Origin of the sequence: Pseudomonas sp. PDM22 (assembly GCF_014851965.1) — a bacterium.
Taxonomy (GTDB): domain Bacteria; phylum Pseudomonadota; class Gammaproteobacteria; order Pseudomonadales; family Pseudomonadaceae; genus Pseudomonas.
The window spans coordinates 456,898-472,220 of record NZ_JACVAR010000004.1 but is presented as its reverse complement, the minus strand read 5'-3'; the positions used below and the strand labels follow the sequence as shown (position 1 = coordinate 472,220).

The 15,323-nt window shown below is 65.4% G+C and carries 15 protein-coding genes; 1 reads left to right on the top strand and 14 read right to left on the bottom strand.

Annotated elements, in window-relative coordinates; genetic code table 11:
* Window positions 1–56: 56 nt before the first annotated feature.
* Entirely contained in the window at window positions 57–707 is a 651-nt protein-coding gene (locus IB255_RS17090; RefSeq protein WP_081515483.1) for a lipopolysaccharide kinase InaA family protein, read from the top strand.
* On the opposite strand, the gene IB255_RS17085 is transcribed toward IB255_RS17090, so the two are convergent.
* The 14 genes from IB255_RS17085 to waaF all read right to left on the bottom strand — a co-directional run bounded on the left by IB255_RS17085 (window position 691) and on the right by waaF (window position 15,072).
* Complete coding sequence (locus IB255_RS17085; protein WP_225594880.1) at window positions 691–1,776, bottom strand: O-antigen ligase family protein; 1,086 nt, start codon at window positions 1,774–1,776, stop codon at window positions 691–693. The genes IB255_RS17090 and IB255_RS17085 overlap by 17 nt on opposite strands.
* Window positions 1,777–1,922: 146 nt before the next feature.
* A complete protein-coding gene (locus IB255_RS17080) occupies window positions 1,923–2,789 on the bottom strand; it encodes a glycosyltransferase family 2 protein (RefSeq protein WP_081515481.1) in 867 nt (288 codons plus the stop codon).
* A gap of 35 nt (window positions 2,790–2,824) precedes the next feature.
* Entirely contained in the window at window positions 2,825–3,781 is a 957-nt protein-coding gene (locus IB255_RS17075; protein WP_081515480.1) for a glycosyltransferase, read from the bottom strand.
* 142 nt (window positions 3,782–3,923) lie between these two features.
* Window positions 3,924–4,172 carry a hypothetical protein gene (locus IB255_RS17070; protein ID WP_081515479.1) on the bottom strand — a complete coding sequence of 83 codons (249 nt, stop codon included), beginning with the start codon at window positions 4,170–4,172 and terminating at the stop codon, window positions 3,924–3,926.
* A gap of 33 nt (window positions 4,173–4,205) precedes the next feature.
* On the bottom strand, window positions 4,206–5,102 hold the full coding sequence (locus IB255_RS17065; protein WP_139791448.1) for a lipopolysaccharide core biosynthesis protein: 897 nt from the start codon (window positions 5,100–5,102) through the stop codon (window positions 4,206–4,208).
* A gap of 85 nt (window positions 5,103–5,187) precedes the next feature.
* Window positions 5,188–6,321 (bottom strand): glycosyltransferase, encoded by a 1,134-nt coding sequence (locus tag IB255_RS17060; protein ID WP_081515477.1) that lies wholly within the window; start codon window positions 6,319–6,321, stop codon window positions 5,188–5,190.
* Entirely contained in the window at window positions 6,305–8,062 is a 1,758-nt protein-coding gene (locus tag IB255_RS17055; protein WP_081515476.1) for a carbamoyltransferase, read from the bottom strand. The genes IB255_RS17060 and IB255_RS17055 overlap by 17 nt, the downstream gene beginning before the upstream one ends.
* A 5-nt stretch (window positions 8,063–8,067) precedes the next feature.
* Window positions 8,068–9,555 carry a lipopolysaccharide kinase InaA family protein gene (locus IB255_RS17050; protein WP_081515475.1) on the bottom strand — a complete coding sequence of 496 codons (1,488 nt, stop codon included), beginning with the start codon at window positions 9,553–9,555 and terminating at the stop codon, window positions 8,068–8,070.
* A complete protein-coding gene (locus IB255_RS17045) occupies window positions 9,552–10,307 on the bottom strand; it encodes a lipopolysaccharide kinase InaA family protein (RefSeq protein ID WP_081515474.1) in 756 nt (251 codons plus the stop codon). The genes IB255_RS17050 and IB255_RS17045 overlap by 4 nt, the downstream gene beginning before the upstream one ends.
* The gene (locus IB255_RS17040) at window positions 10,304–11,038 is read right to left on the bottom strand and encodes a lipopolysaccharide kinase InaA family protein (RefSeq protein ID WP_081515473.1); all 735 of its coding nucleotides are present in this window, start codon (window positions 11,036–11,038) and stop codon (window positions 10,304–10,306) included. Before IB255_RS17040 ends, IB255_RS17045 begins: the two co-directional genes overlap by 4 nt.
* Complete coding sequence (gene rfaP / locus IB255_RS17035) at window positions 11,038–11,844, bottom strand: lipopolysaccharide core heptose(I) kinase RfaP (RefSeq protein ID WP_081515472.1); 807 nt, start codon at window positions 11,842–11,844, stop codon at window positions 11,038–11,040. Before rfaP ends, IB255_RS17040 begins: the two co-directional genes overlap by 1 nt.
* Window positions 11,841–12,962 (bottom strand): glycosyltransferase family 4 protein, encoded by a 1,122-nt coding sequence (locus IB255_RS17030; RefSeq protein ID WP_081515471.1) that lies wholly within the window; start codon window positions 12,960–12,962, stop codon window positions 11,841–11,843. Before IB255_RS17030 ends, rfaP begins: the two co-directional genes overlap by 4 nt.
* Window positions 12,959–14,032, bottom strand: coding sequence for a lipopolysaccharide heptosyltransferase I (gene waaC / locus IB255_RS17025; protein WP_192210597.1), 1,074 nt, complete (start codon window positions 14,030–14,032; stop codon window positions 12,959–12,961). Before waaC ends, IB255_RS17030 begins: the two co-directional genes overlap by 4 nt.
* Window positions 14,029–15,072, bottom strand: a complete 1,044-nt coding sequence (gene waaF / locus IB255_RS17020) for a lipopolysaccharide heptosyltransferase II (protein WP_192210596.1) — start codon at window positions 15,070–15,072, stop codon at window positions 14,029–14,031. Before waaF ends, waaC begins: the two co-directional genes overlap by 4 nt.
* Between the last annotated feature and the right edge of the window lie 251 nt (window positions 15,073–15,323).

Below are 15,323 nucleotides of genomic sequence, written 5' to 3'. Positions count from 1 at the left end.
TCTCGTTTGCCCGGCGGCTGGGCTACTATAGCCGGCTATCGATTCAGGGACCCGTTATGCAAGACCTCGCTCTCTCCGCCTACGAAGCGCTGCGCGCCGGCGCCCAGGTGCTGGAAGCCGACAAGCATGGCGACAAGGTCCTGCGCCTGGCCGATGGCAACTTCCTGAAACTGTTCCGACGCAAGCGGCTGATTTCCTCGGCGGCGCTCTATCCCTATGCGCAGCGTTTCGCCGACAACACCCAGACGCTGCAGCGCCTGGCGGTGCCCTGCCCGCAGATCATCGCGGTGTACCGCATTGCCGATATCGCCCGCGACGCGGTGCACTACCGCCCCCTGCCGGGCGACACGCTGCGCCAGGTGATCGAAGCCGGCGAGGCGGACACGCAACTGGCGGCGCAACTGGGCGAACTGATCGCCGGGCTGCATGACCAGGGCGTGTACTTCCGCTCACTGCACCTGGGCAACGTGGTGAAGACCCCCGAAGGCACCCTGGGCCTGATCGACCTCGCGGACATGAAGAAGCAGCGCCGGGCACTGTCGCGCCAGCAGCGCAAACGCAACTTCGCCCACATGCTGCGCTATACCCAGGATCGCCAGTGGCTGCTGGCCGGCAATACCGACAGCCTTTCACAAGCCTACCTTTCCCACAGCCCGGTACGCTGGCCGCTGGCCGAGCTGAGACAGTTCCTCAGTTCGGCTCCATGACCGCCGGCCGCACCTGAGGCCAGCGCTCCAGGCTGAGCCCCAGCAGGATCACCACCCAGGGCATCAGCCACATTGCGCGCGTGCGCTCCCACAGGCTGAACACATCGAACTGCATGGCGACGCTGGAGAACACCCACAGCAGCATCACCGACAGGCCCAGCGCCCGCGAGCGGCTTCGCCAGGCGTTGTAGCCAATCGTGCCCCACAGCACCAGGAACGCCAGCAAGGCTGGCACGCCGTACTGGATCGCCGTGTGCACAGGGAAGTTATGCGCCCCGTTCTCGTACACGGAATTCCCGCTGGTCACCGAATAATCGGCGCCCAGCCCAACTCCGAGCCAGAAATGCTGCTGGATCTGCGGCCAGGCATTGCGCAGCAGCTCGAAGCGCTCGGCATCGCCACGCTCCATCAGCCCCGGCTCAACGATGACCAGCGCCGCCCCGCCCACCAACAGCAGCAGCGGCAGCAGTTTTGCGATCCGCCCAGGCACCAGGACCAGGCTGAAAATGGCGGTGACCATCAGCGCCAGCAATGCCCCACGACTTCCGCAGAGCACCACGTAGACCAGCGAGGCAGCCAGCAGGAGCACCCAAGGCAGCTGCCACCAGCCACGGCGCGGCAGCAACGGCACGCACAGCACCGTGACGAAGGCGATCGAGTAGGCCGTCGCATTGGGGTTGTCCAGAAAGCCGCCAAACCCACTCAGGCGCCCCATCCCGAAGGCTGGGGCAAACAGCAGCGCGGCCACGCTGTAGACGCCGATCACCAGAGCCAGCGATAGCATCGTCAGGCGCAGCCGACGCTCGTCCGCGCGAGCCCAGAGCACCCAACCGAAGATGAACAGCATGAACAGCGAAATACTCTTGAGGTTGCCCGCCGGCTTGCCCGTCTTGGACCACAACAGCGAAAGCACTGCCCAGCCGAACAGGGCCAGCAGCAGCCACAACTCCCGATGAGCCCGTAACAGATGGCCGAGTTCCTGCCGGCGGGCGATGCACAGCCATAGCGACGGCAGGTAGATGAACAGCGCAACCATCTGGAAATAGAACTTCATGCTGGGTGTCAGCATCACACCCGCGATACTCCACAGCACCCCGAACCCCAGCATCGCCTCGGCTATCCGGCTTCCCCGGCGCTGTATCACGCCAGTGGGAGTCACGGCAGGGCACCAGGCCTTCCAGACAGGAGCTATAACTTCTTTCATCGGCAAACGTCTTATTCCCGCGCGAACTTGAACAGCAGATGGCGAATCCGCCGCAGGGTGATGCGGTTCCAGCGCCACGGCGGAAGCTGCAGCAACAGCGACCACGCGTAGCCTTTTTCGCAGACGACGGACTGCTTGAGCGCCTTGTTGAAAATGCAGGTGATAGCGGCCGGGTAGGCCGGGTGGTCCCAGTAAGGAGCGACCGCCATGCGGTCGTAGTCGAGCTGGCTCTTGAAGGCCGTCCTCGACAGATTGCCCTCATGGCGACGATAGCCACTGACCACCTCGGGCAGGACCTCGACCCTGTAGCCCAGGTGGGCGATCTTCAGAGTCATCTGGAAGTCCTGGATGCGAATCTGCGGATCGTAGCCGCCGGCCCGATCCATGGCTTCGCGCCGATACATGGCAACCGTTGCACCGATGGCGATGGCCTGCCCCAGCAGCTCATCGAAGCTGTACTGGCGCACGGCGTTGCCAGGCCCGCCCTTCAGGTGCTTGCCGTCAGCGTCGATGTAGACGGCACGCCCCCCCAGGCAACCGACCTCAGGGTGCTCACGCAGGTAGTTCGCCTGCCGGCTCAGGCGCCCCGGCATCATGATGTCGTCGGAGTCCGGCGTGGCCACCAGTTCGCCCCGCGCATGGCTCAACGCCATGTTGAGCGCGGCACTGACGCCCTGATTGGCCTGGCGGTAGAACTGGAAGCCATGCTCCTGCTGGAGCGCCTGGATCTTCTCCGCACTGCGATCCTGGGACCCGTCATCCACCACGATCAACTCGAAGTTGGGATAGTCCTGCCCAAGAATGCTCAGCAGTGTCTCTTCGATATAACGCTCGCGGTTATAGCAAGGCACCAGCACGGAAATCAGCGGGTTTTCCACAGACACCTCAATAACCGGCAGATAGTGGCCACAGGTCAGAACCCCAAAGCCAGTCGCCAGCGCTCCAGCATACCGGGCTGCGGCCTCTCACGCAGCGGGACAGCCATGGCCTGGACAATCCGTGCCCCGATCTGGCTGAACCCGAAACCTTCCACGGCCAGCATTCGGCCGGCCTCGGCAATGCGGGACGCGCGCTGCGGGTCATCCCGCAACTGCTGCAGTTTGCTGCGCAGTTGGGTGACATCGCGGTACAGCACCACGTTGTGCATGTCCTGCAACCCCAGTGCGCGATTCTCCGCCTCACCCTGGTCATAGGCCAGCAGCACGCAGCCGCAGGCCATGGCCTCGAAATTCTTGATCATGTACTCGCCCATGCCGACATCGGCACTGACGAAGAAGCGGATACGGTTGAGCGTATTCAGGTAGTCCTCGCCGGAGTTGGTCTTGGTCACCAGCAGGTTTTCCACCTGTCCCAGTTCATCCAGCAGTGCCTTGCGGCCGCTGTAGGCCACGCTACCGGTGCTGCCGACGAAGGCCAGTTCGATATCCCGCCCCCGCCCCAGGTCATGCAGCAGGTTCTGGTCATAGCCCTTGGGCACGAAGACCGCATCGAAGCCTTCCTGGCGCAGGCGCTCGCTGACCATGTAGCCCGAGCTGATCACCCGCGCCCAGGGCAGGCGACGATAATGCGCGCTGAACTTCCCGGTGTACTTGCAGGAAATATAGTTCTGGTAGGCGTCGTGCTCGAGAATGACCAGGTTGGGCACGCTGCGGATGAAGGCTGCCTGGCGCATTTCCTTCTTGAAGCGCAGGAAGAACAGGATGCGATCGTACTTCGACACATCCACGTGCTCACGGAAGTAACGGCGCAGGTTGGCCTGCTTGTCACTGGACAGCCAGCGCAGGTCACACTCGCAATGCTCGGCGATTCCGTCGTACAGGCGATCGAGGATGGCGCGTTGTTCTTTCTGGACCAGGAACAGAACTTTCAAGACTCACCTTTTGCATCGCAGAGTGCGGGCAATCGAATTAACGTGCATCCTGGGCCGGATACGGCAATCGCCCAGCTTCCATGCGCCCCGCCCCGTCACCCTCCACAAGGAAAGCGGCGACAAGGACAATGCGCCGCGAAGATTAGGGGACGCTGAACAACCCGGTCAAGACGATGGCCGTCTCAGGATGCAGAAGCAGGAGTTGGCTCTGACGGACGTTGTAATAGGTGCAACCCGCGGGGAGGTCCTTGATGACCAACGGCATCGCCCCAATGGTGACACCACTGCCAATCTCGAGTTCATCGGCGATGTTGCAGCTGTGCGCACCAAGGCTCAAATCGTCACCGATCACCAGCGAATAACGCGACAGCCCCAATGTCTTGATACCCACCGTGGAGCTCTGCCGGATGTTGCGGCAGAGCCATCACGAGCTCACTCGCAGGTGTTTGCCACCCGTCGCTGCCATTTCTGCTTCGAGCAATGCATCGAGTTGGGTAGGTTCGACCTTTGGCACCACACTGGCCGGCAACCGACTGTCTGGCGACAGATTGAACAGCCTCAGCGGGAAACGCGGCGAAACCTTCTCGGCGACGATCCGGAAGCTGGGCAGGATGTAATCCTCGAAATCTTCGTCGAGGCTGCTGGGCAGAGCAGCCGTCCCTGTTTCGTAGAAGCGCCCGATACTCTTGTTCAGGTCCATCCCGATGATGAACACCTGGCTGAAGCCCAGGTGACAGGCCAGTTGCGTCGCGGCGTAGGGGATGGTGCGCCCACCGAAATAGCCCTTGCTCATGTTGCGACTGAAGCCGATCCGATTGGTCTTCCTGCGCAACAGGGAGAACCCGCAGATCAGGTCGGGATCACGGCGGACGGACCAGGCATAGGAACGATCCGACAGCACCGCCATGCCATGCCGGCGGTTGACCCTCTCCAGCAGAAAGACATTCGCCCTGCCCGGCAGCAAGGTCGGGTCATGACGATGCAGCGCCTGGAAGCAGTTCAGGCTCATTGCCAGGTGCGTGGCGCTGCGCGCGCCGAGACAGGCAAGGTCAGGGCGATCACGCACGAACCCGGGGTCATCACAGATATAGAAGAACGGCGTGATCTTCTGGTCGACGCAGCGAACGATGGAGCCGTTCATCGCGATGACCGGCCAGTCCGCATAGCGCGCCAGCGGGAACTCCCCGGCGGAAGGTCCGGAAGCGAGCAGGAACACACTCCCCTGGTATCGCCCACGGCACTCCCCGAACTCGGCCAGGGGAAGCTGCATGCTCCCATCACCCAGCCAGCGTCGACCACCTTCCTGTTTGAGTTCCAGCATTTGCAATCGCGCGCTCGTCAATGAATCGCCCAAGGGCGCATCCAGCGTCCAGGCCAGTAAAAATGAAGGGAGAAACGCAGGGCCGTCAGCGGGATGGGGCGAGTAACGCCTTCACCAGCGGCAGACTCCAGAACTCCCGGCGCACCGCCTCATCGCAGAAGCGCGTCTGCAGACGCTGCTCCATCTGCTGCGCGCACATCACCCGCTGCTCGCGGTCCAGCACCGACAGATGGCGCAGCCCTTCGGCCAGCGCGGCATCGTCGCCCAGCGGGAAGAGAATGCCCAACCCCTCGACGATTTCCCCGGCACCACCGCCAGAAGTCGAGATCAGCGGCACACCCGCCACCATCGCTTCCAGCAGGACCATGCCGAATGGCTCGTGGTCGGAAGTCAGGGCGAATACGTCGAAGGCCTTGAAGTAGCGCCTGGCGTCCGGGACCTGGCCGAGGAACAGCACGCGGTCGGCGATGCCCAGTTCGCGCGCGAGGTCCTTGAGGTCCTCCTCCAGCCGCCCCTTGCCGAGGATCGCCAGCAGGCTGTTGTGCGGCAGACGCGGCAGAGCGCGGGCGAAGCCGCGCAGCAGGGTGGCCTGGTCCTTGTCCGGATGCAGGCGACCGACGTTGCCGACCACCCAGGCGTTGTCCGCCAGCCCCAGGTGCTGGCGGGCCGGATAGCGCTCGACCTGCTGGTCCCTGAGGGCGTCGACGTCGACCCGGTTGTACAGCGTCTCGATGCGATCCTGCGGCCAGGCCGGCAGGCAGGCACGGATTTCGTCGCGCACCGCGTTGGAAACGCCCAGCAGGCTCAGGCGTTCGGCGAAGAAGCGCGCGAACAGCTTGCGCCCCAGGCGCTGGAAGTCACCGAAGCCATGGTGCACACCGATGATCGGCAGCCTGGTGCCGAGCATGGCGATCCAGGTCGGCTTGAAACGGTGCGCGATGCAGAAGCGGAAGTCGCGGGAACGCGCGATCTCGCGCAGGTCGCGGATTGCCTTGAGCTTCAGCCCGCGGATGTCCCGCGAGCTGTAGTCGAGGAAAAGCACCTCGTCGCTGGCGCAACCGGCCAAGACTTCCGGATCGGGCGCCCCGGTGAGGAACACCGTGGTGACCCGGTAACCGGTGCCGGCGAACAGGCTGGCGTACTGACGGGCACAGTCGAGGAACGGCCCGTCATAGCCGTGGCAGAACTGCAGGACGCGCGGTTCAGCCGAGCGAGTCATAGGGCTCCGCGCCATCCTTGACCACCAGGATGTCCTGCATGATCAGGTACTGCAGGTCCGAGCCGAAGAACATGTTCAGGGCATCGGTCGGCGAGCAGACCATCGGCTCGCCACGGCGGTTCAGCGAGGTGTTGAGCGCCACGCCGTTGCCGGTGAGCCGCTCCAGCTCCTTCATCATGTCGTAGTAGCGCGGGTTGAATTCGCGCTTGAGCACCTGGGCGCGGGAGGTACCGTCTTCATGGACGACTTCCGGCACGCGGGTCTTCCACTCTTCGTTGACCTCGAAGGTGAAGGTCATGAAAGGCGCCGGATGGTCGATCTTGAACATCTGCGGGCCGACGGTATCGAGCATCGACGGGCAGAAGGGCCTCCAGCGCTCGCGGAACTTGATCTGCGCGTTGATGCGGTCAGCCACGCCGGGAACGCTCGGGCAGCCGATGATCGAGCGGCCACCGAGTGCGCGCGGACCGAACTCCAGGCGCCCCTGGAACCAGGCCACCGGGTTGCCGTCCACCAGCACCTTGGCGATCAGCTCGGACAGGTTGTCGATCTTGCGCCAGGTCGGCTTGGCCTCGTGGCGGGCGCAGGCGGCGATGACGTCTTCGTTGCTGTATTCCGGGCCGAGGTAGACGTGTTCCATCTTCTCGACCGGCACGCCACGTTCCCAGGACACGTACGCGGCGGCGCCAACAGCGGTGCCGGCGTCGCTGGCCGCGGGCTGCACGTACAGCTCCTTGACCTCGGGGCGAGCGATGATCTTCTGGTTGAGCTTGACGTTCAGCGCGCAGCCGCCGGCGAAGGCGATCTTGCCGGTCTCGCGGATGATGTCGCCCAGGTAGTAATCCATCATCTCCAGCGACAGCTTCTCGAACAGGGCCTGGATGCTGGCGGCGTAGTGGATATACGGATCGTCGGCGATGTCGCCTTCACGCTTCGGACCGAGCCACTCGATCAGCTTGGGCGAGAAGTAGTAGCCCTTGCCCTTTTCCTTGTAGCGACGGAAGCCGATGACGTTGGCGTACTCGGTGTTGATGATCAGCTCGCCGTTCTCGAACTTGGCCAGACGGGAGAAATCGTACTTGCTGGCATCGCCGTAAGGCGCCATGCCCATGACCTTGAACTCGCCGTCGAGCATGTCGAAGCCGAGGTACTCGGTCAGCGCCCCGTACAGGCCGCCCAGGGAGTCCGGATCGTAGAACTCCTTGATCTTGTGGATCTTGCCGTTCTCACCGTAGCCGAAGAAGGTGGTGGCGTACTCGCCCTTGCCGTCGATCCCGAGGATCGCCGTCTTCTCCTTGAAGCCCGAGCAGTGGTAGGCGCTGGAGGCGTGGGCCAGGTGGTGCTCGACCGGCTGGATCTTGGTCTTCTTCAGGTCGAAGCCCAACTGCTGCAGGCACCACTCGATGCGCTTGTAGTAGCGCTTGTAGCGGCGGTTGCCGAGCAGGATGGCGTCCAGCGCGCGGTCCGGAGCGTAGGCGTAGCGCTTGGCGTAGTGCCAGCGGGCCTTGTCGAAGATGCTGATGGGGGCAAAGGGAATGGCCACCACGTCAACGTCCGACGGCTTGATCCCGGCCTGCTCCAGGCAGAACTTGGCCGACTCGTAGGGCATGCGGTTCTTCGCGTGCTTGTCGCGGACGAAGCGCTCTTCTTCGACGGCCGCGACCAGCTTGCCGTCGATGTACAGGGCGGCGGAAGGGTCATGGCTTACGGCGCCGGACAGGCCGAGGATGGTCAATGCCACAGGGTCTAGCCTCTTTCATCTGGGCGGGTGCCAGGCACCCGCGGTAAACGTTCGTCGAGCAGCCGGTGCAGTGCGCTGCCCTCTGGCCAGTTGCGCAGGAAGCGCGCACGGTCGCGGGCATAGGCGCGGGCGAAGCTCGCTTCTCGCGAGTGGCGCTGCATGGCATCCAGGTCGATCAACGACCACTGCCCGCCTTCGCCCTGCTCCTGCCAGAACAGGTTGTGCCCTTTCAGGTCGCCGTGGCTGATGCGCTCGCGCACCAGCGCCGCGAACAGTCTGTCCAGGGCCACAAGATCCGATTCCGGCGGCAGGCCGCCCCCCTCCGGATGGTCCAGGTAGGGTTTGAAACGGGCGATTATATCCTGACCCGCCAGGTAATCGGTAATCAGGAAGGCCGGGCCGCGCAGCCACAGCCAGCGCCGCTCGATCACCGCCAGCGGCTTGGGCGTGGCGATGCCGAGGAAGTCCAGGCGGTTGCCTTCGCGCCAGGAAGCCCAGGCGCGACTGGGGCGCCAGAAGCGCTTGAACCAGTGCAGCAGGTTCTTGATGTTGTAGCGCTTGACCACCAGAGGCCGGCCATTCAGCTCCACGCGGGCGACAGTCGCGGCGCCGCCGGTCTTGTAGAGGTGTCCGCGATTTATGTAGGAATCCGGATCGGCCAGCAGTGGCTGCAGGCCCTCCTCTTCCTCACGGCGCACCGCGCGCAGGCCGAACGGGCCCTTGAACACGCTGAACAGGCTGCAGTCGCGAGCGATCTTCTTCATCAGGTCGCCGACCCGCCAGCGTCGAACCCTGGCGATTTCCTTCTGCAGGGCCTCCAGCGGCAGTGCGTGCTCGCCGTTGGCCAGCAGGTAGTGGATCAGCAGTTCTTCCAGATACGGATCGAGGCTCGCTGGCAACTGAGCGAAGAACACCCCGAGGTTTTCCAGCACGTGCTTGCGCGACAGCGGCTGACCGGCGGTTTCCGCACGGATGCCGGCGCCGTCGATCAGGTACAGCTGGCCGGCGCGGCGCAGCAGGTTGTCCAGGTGCAGGTCTTCCTGCCACAGGCCCTTGGCGTGCATCCGGGCGATGGCCGTCAGCGCCTCGGCGATGACAGCGGCCTGGCCGTCGGAGAGCAGCGGCTCGCCCTCCACGGCGCGCCAGGCATCCCAGAGGCTCTCGGCGTCGTCGAGGAACTCGAAGAGCAGCCAGCCACCCTCGCCGTCCTTCAGGCCGTCGGCCAGCAGCTGCGGCGTGGTCAGGCCCTGTTCGGCGAGCAGTCGCACACCGTCGCGTTCGCGCTGGAACTGCTTTGCCGCACGACCGCCAACCAGCAGCTTGGCCAGCACCGGGCGGCCGCGCCAATTGGCCGCACCGACGTAGCGCTGGCCGGGCAGAACGCGCAGCAGACTGTCCAGACGCAGCTCGGCCGGGCCGGCGCCGTCTTCCAGCTCGATGCGCAGGGGCAGCGCCGGAGCGCGGCCGGCATCGCGCAGGGCAGACAGCCTCATGCGCGGTTTTCCTTCTTCTTGCGGCGCGCACCCAGGCGGCGATACCAGTCGTCGACCTCCGGGCCGCCGGAAGCGGTGCCCAGGTAGGCCGCCAGCAGGTTGCGCACGTCGGTTTCGTTCCAGTCCGGCGCGCGGCGCAGCAGCGGCTCCAGGTCGCGCACGCGGTCGCGCTGGCCGAACCACAGCGGGCGGGTCTTCTCCAGGTCGATCAGGGTCGCCTCGAAGGCGTCGTCGGTTTCGCGCAGGAAGATGTGCTTGGGATAGAAGCAGCCATGCATCTGCCCGGCCTCGTGCAGGCGACGGGCGAGCATGCCGCACGCGCGCAGGATGGCCTGGCGGCGCTCGGCGGGCAGGTTCGACCAGCCCTGCAGCAGGCTGTCGAGGTCACGCCAGCCGTCCAGGGCGCGGGTCATCAGGATCGCCCGGCGCTCGCCGCCGACCTGCCGCGCGCCGAAGAAGGCCGCCTGCATCGACGGAATGCCGAGCTGGTGGTAGCGCTGGATGTTGCGGAACTCGCGACTGAAGGTCGGCTCGCCGAGTGGACGCTTCAGGCTGCGGGTCAGGTGGTTGCTCTGGCGCTTGAGGTAGTAGGCGGTGCCGTCCAGCTCCAGGCGGTACACGCTGCTCCAGCCGCCACGCTCGGTGTTGGGCTCGTCCACGGCTTCCAGCTGCAGGGCCCAGAGGGCGTCGAAATCGGCCAGGGCGTTGTTTTCCAGCAGGGCCTGGTCGCCCTCGGCAATGAAATCCTTCACTCGCGTCCCTCGAAGAAATGGACGATCTGCCGGACACGCTTCTTGTCCGACGCGTTCAGTCGCTCGCGGCGACGGTACAGCAGGTAGAACTGCAGGCGCTGCGTGTAGGAGAGGTGGTACTTGGCGACCTTGTCGAGGGTGGCCAGGTCCTTGGTGATGCGGTAGCGCAGCATGAAGCTGACCCAGAAATCACCGATCGGGCAGTCGATGAAGTACACCGTACCCTCGCCGTCCACCAGGATGTTGCGCCACTTCAGGTCGTTGTGGGTGAAGTGGTGGTCGTGCATGGTCCGCGTGTAGCCGGCCAACTGGCGCATGACGTGCTCGACCCAGGCGCGATCCTTCAGACGCGGATCGTCCTGCTTGGCCAGGGCGTGCAGGTCTTCGGTGCCGACCAGCTCGCGGGTGATGATCGCGCCACGGGCAAAGGCGCCGTTGACGCGCTCCAGGCCGTAGGCCACCACCTTCGCGGTCGGTATGCCCCACTTGGCGAACTGCTTGAGGTTCTGCCACTCGGCCTTCACCCGCGGGCGCGGCAGGTAGCGGCGAAAGCCCTTGCCCGGCTTGCGGTAGCGCTTAACGTAGTAGCGCACGCCGTCGCGCTCGATGCGCACGACGTCGGACATCGCATCCTTGGTGATGCGCTCGCCTTCGAGGGCGAACACGGCATCCAGGCTGCCGAAATCGGCGGCGAGATGCTGGTAGTCGGCTTCGAGTACCCAGCCGGCCATCAGAGCAGGTCTCCGTATCGTTGTTTGCGGTCGTAGAGCTTGGCCGCCTTGCGCTCCATCCACGCCAGCAGCGCAGCTTCCTCGCGGAGGATGTCACGCAGCGGGCGCAGGAAGTAACCGCGCAGGAAGCGCAATTTGTCACGGCGCGTAAGGCCGATGTCCAGCGCGGAGAAGTACAGCGCCGCCAGGTCCTTGTCGCGCCAGCGGCGCGGGGTGGCGGCCCGGGTCTGGGCGCGGTGCAGGTCGATCACCGACAGGCGCAGGTCATCGGCGCTGATCGGGCGGTCGGTATGCAGCAGGAAATGGCAGATGTAGCAGTCGCGATGATTGACCCCGGCGCGGTGCATGGTGCCGACCATCTTCGCCACTTCGGCGATCAGCGCGCGCTTCAGGCGCGGCTCGGGCGGTGTCTGCAGCCAGTCCAGCGAGAGCACTTCCAGGTCGGTGGTCGGCGCCAGTTCCTCGGTGATGATGAAGGAATGCTGCGCGGCCGGATTACCGCCGCGCTCGCCATAGGCCACCGAGGTCATGGTCGCCACGCCGGCCTGGTGCAGGCGCTCCAGCGCGCGCTGCTCCTGGCCCGCACCGAGCACCGGAAGCTTGGCACTGAACAGGTTCTTGACGATCTCGCCCCAGCCGATGCCGCGGTGGATCTTCACGAAATAGCCGCGACCTTCGACTTCGGTGCGCAGCGTGCGGCGGCCTTCCAGCTCGCGGTAGACCTTGCCCTGCAGGCGCTCGACTTCGGCGAACGGGTCCTTGCCGGCCCACAGGCGCTTGAATGGCTCGTGCAGTTCGAGCTTCATGCGCGCTCCCGCAGGATCAGGTCGGCGGCGTGCTGCGGCATGCTGTAGAGATCGGCGCTGTCGGCGAAGGCCAGGCCGTTGCGCCCCCACTCCGCCCGCGCTGCATCGTCCTCCAGCATCTGCTGAAGCATCGTGTTCAAACGGTCCTGCTCGAACGGCGACGGCACCACACGGCCGGCTTTCGCCTCGTCGATGTAGTGCGCATAGCCGCAGACGTCGGTGACCAGCACCGGCAGTCCCGCAACCAGCGCCTCCAGCAGCACGGTGCCGGTGTTCTCGTTGTAGGCTGGGTGGATCAGCAGGTCGGCGCCGAGCAGGAAGCGCGGAATGTCGCTGCGCCCCTTGAGAATCTGCACATTGTCCGATAGGCCCAGCGCCTTCACCTGCAGCAGGAACGGCTTGGGATCGTCCTGGCCGATGGCGATCAGGCGGGTGCGCTTGCGCAGCGAACGCGGCAGCGCGGCCAGCGCCTTGAGGCTGCGGTCCAGGCCCTTGGTCTTGAAGCCGGAGCCGATCTGCACCAGCAGCAGGTCGTCGTCGCCCAGCTTGAACTCGCGGCGGAACTCCGCGCGGATTTCCCCGGCATTGGCCGGTGCGCGACGGTCCTGGGCGATGCCCGGCGGCAGCAGGTGGAAGCGTGCCTCGGGGGTGCGGTAATGCTTGATGAACAGCGGCTGCTGGACCTCGGAGATCATCAGGATCTCGGTCTTCGATTCCGGCGCGAACACCGCGCGCTCGTAGTCGGCGAAGTGCTTGTAGCGACCCCAGCGACGGTAGAAGGAGTTGCGCAGGGTCTGCGCCTTGTCTTCGAAGCAGCCGTCGGCGGCGTAGTAGACATCCAGGCCCGGCATCTTGTTGAAGCCGATCACCCGGTCCACCGGCGAACGCGCGAGGTCAGCGGCCAGCCAGGCGCTGAATTTCTCGTTGCGGCGATGGTTGAACAGCGACTTCACCGGCGCCACGCGCACGTCGAAGCCTGGCGGCACTTCGCCTTCCCAGATCGGCGTGTAGACGCGGATCGAATGGCCGCGCTGCTGGCATTCCAGGGCGATGCGCATGAAATCGCGCTGCAGCCCGCCGAACGGGAAGTATTTGTAGAGAACGAAAGCCAGGGTCATCGAAGCGTCTCCGGGGCCAGCAGCAGTGCCTCCAGCTGGTTCGCCACGCGCTGGGGATTCAGGCGCGTGAAGCACAGAGGCTGTTCATGCCGCAGGTCGAACTGGCGCTTGTCTTCGGCCGTCGGCTGGTAGGTGCAGGTCTTCTGCAGGCAGGGCGCGCACGAGGGCCAGTCGGCGGCCAGGTGCACCTGCGAGCGCCCGTAGGCGCCGGTCAGACCGGGGTTGGTCGGGCCGAACAGCGACAGCGTCGGCACGTCCAGGGCGGCGGCCAGGTGTCCGAGCCCGGTGTCGACCGCCACGCAGGCGGAAGCGCCGGCCAGGACCTTGGCCATGCCCGCGAGGCTTAACTTGGGGAGTACCGAGGCGTTTTCCAAGCCTTCGGCGAGCCGTTCGGCGCGTTGCCGCTCGGCGTCGTTGCCCCACGGCAGGCGGACTTGCCAGCCGCGCTCGCCCATGCGCTGGGCCAGTTCGCGCCAGTAGACCTCGGGCCAGTGCTTGGTCACCCAGGTGGTGCCGTGGAGGAATACTAGGTAGGGCTCGGTCTCCACCGAATCCAGCAGGCGATTGCGGTCCAGGCCGTAATCGCCGGTGCCAGTGGGCAGCGGGTAGTCCAGCGCCTGGGCGAACAACTCGCGCACGCGTTCGACGGCGTGCTGGCCCCAGGCAACGGGGTAGGTACGGTTATAGAAGCGGCTGGCGGCCGGCTCGCGGGCCGACTCCTTGTCCAACCCCGCGACCGGCGTGCGGCGGCGCGCGTAGCGGGTCAGCCAGGCGCTTTTCAGCAGGCCCTGGGCGTCGATCACCAGGTCGTAGTCGACTTCCTTCAGGCGGCGCTTGAAGCGACCCCATTCGCCACTCCTGAGCGTCTGCCAGAGGTTCTTGCGCCAGCGGCGGATCGCCACCGGGATCACCTGGGCCACGGCGGGATGCCAGGCGGGAATCTCGGCGAAGCCCTCCTCCACCACCCAGTCGAACTGGATGCCGGGAATGGCGCGGGCAGCGTCGGTCAACGCCGGCAGGGTGTGGATGACGTCGCCCAGGGACGAGGTCTTGATCAACAGGACCCTCATTCAGCGCTTTCCACATCCACCGGGTCGGCGACCAGTCGGTCCAGCGCTTCGATCACCGGGCGCGGCTTCAGCTCGCGCAGGCAGTTGTAGTGGCCGAAACGGCACACGCGATCGAAGCAGGGGCTGCATTCCAGGCCGAGGCGGACGATCTCCACGGCATCGGCCAGCGGCGGGGTGAACTGCGGCGACGTGGAGCCGTAGACCGCCACCAGCGGGCGGTTCAGCGCGGCCGCCACGTGCATCAGGCCGGAATCGTTGGTGACCACGGCGCCAGCGCAGGACATCAGGTCGATGGCCTCGGCCAGGGCGGTCTCGCCGGCCAGATTCACCGACTCTTCGCGCAGGCCGGGAATCAGGCGCATGCGAATGTCTTCGCCGCCAGGATGGTCGTTCTTCGAGCCGAAGATCCACACCTGCCAGCCGGCGCGAATCTTCACCTCGGCGACCTTGGCGTAGTACTCGGCCGGCCAGCGCTTGGCCTCGCCGAACTCGGCACCGGGGCACAGCGCCAGCACCGGGCGATCCAGGCTCAGGCCGAACTTGGCCAGCGCGGCCTCGCGGCTCTGCGGGTCGATGGACAGGCGCGGCTGCGGATAAGGTTGCGGCAGCTCGGCGCCGGGCGCATAGGCCAGGGCCATGAAGCGATCGATCATCAGCGGGTAGCGCTCTTTATCCAGCGCGCGGATGTCGTTGAGCAGGCCGTAGCGCATCTCGCCCTTCCAGCCAGTGCGCTTGGGGATGCCGGCGAAATACGGCACCAGCGCCGACTTGAGCGAGTTGGGCAGGAGGATCGCCTGGTCGTACTGACCCTTGAGGGTCTTGCCGATGCGCCGGCGCGAGGCGATATCCAGCACGCCGTGGCCAAGCGGGAAGCTCAGGGCCTGGCGCACTTCGGGCATGCGCTCGAGGATCGGCCGGCTCCAGTCGGGCGCCAGCACGTCGATCACGCAGTCCGGATGCTGCCGCTTCAGACACTGGAAGAGCGTCTGCGCCATCACCATGTCGCCCACCCAGGAGGGGCCTACGATCAGAATTCTCATGCCTTTTCCGAAAACAAGCGGGGAGGCTCTCGCCTCCCCGTACTCCATTCATCCAGCCGCAAGGCGCGGGCCTCTACGGTCGGGTGCCGAGCAGCGAATGCCGGCAGTCTAGCCCAGCCACTCTTCGGGCCGGGCGGTTTTCGTCACTCCCTGTGACCTGGCGCAATGGCATTACGCGCCTTGTTCCTGCTGCCAGCCCAGCACTGACAGCGCGATCCGTTCCGGCGAGCATCATCTCGCCGGATGCTATC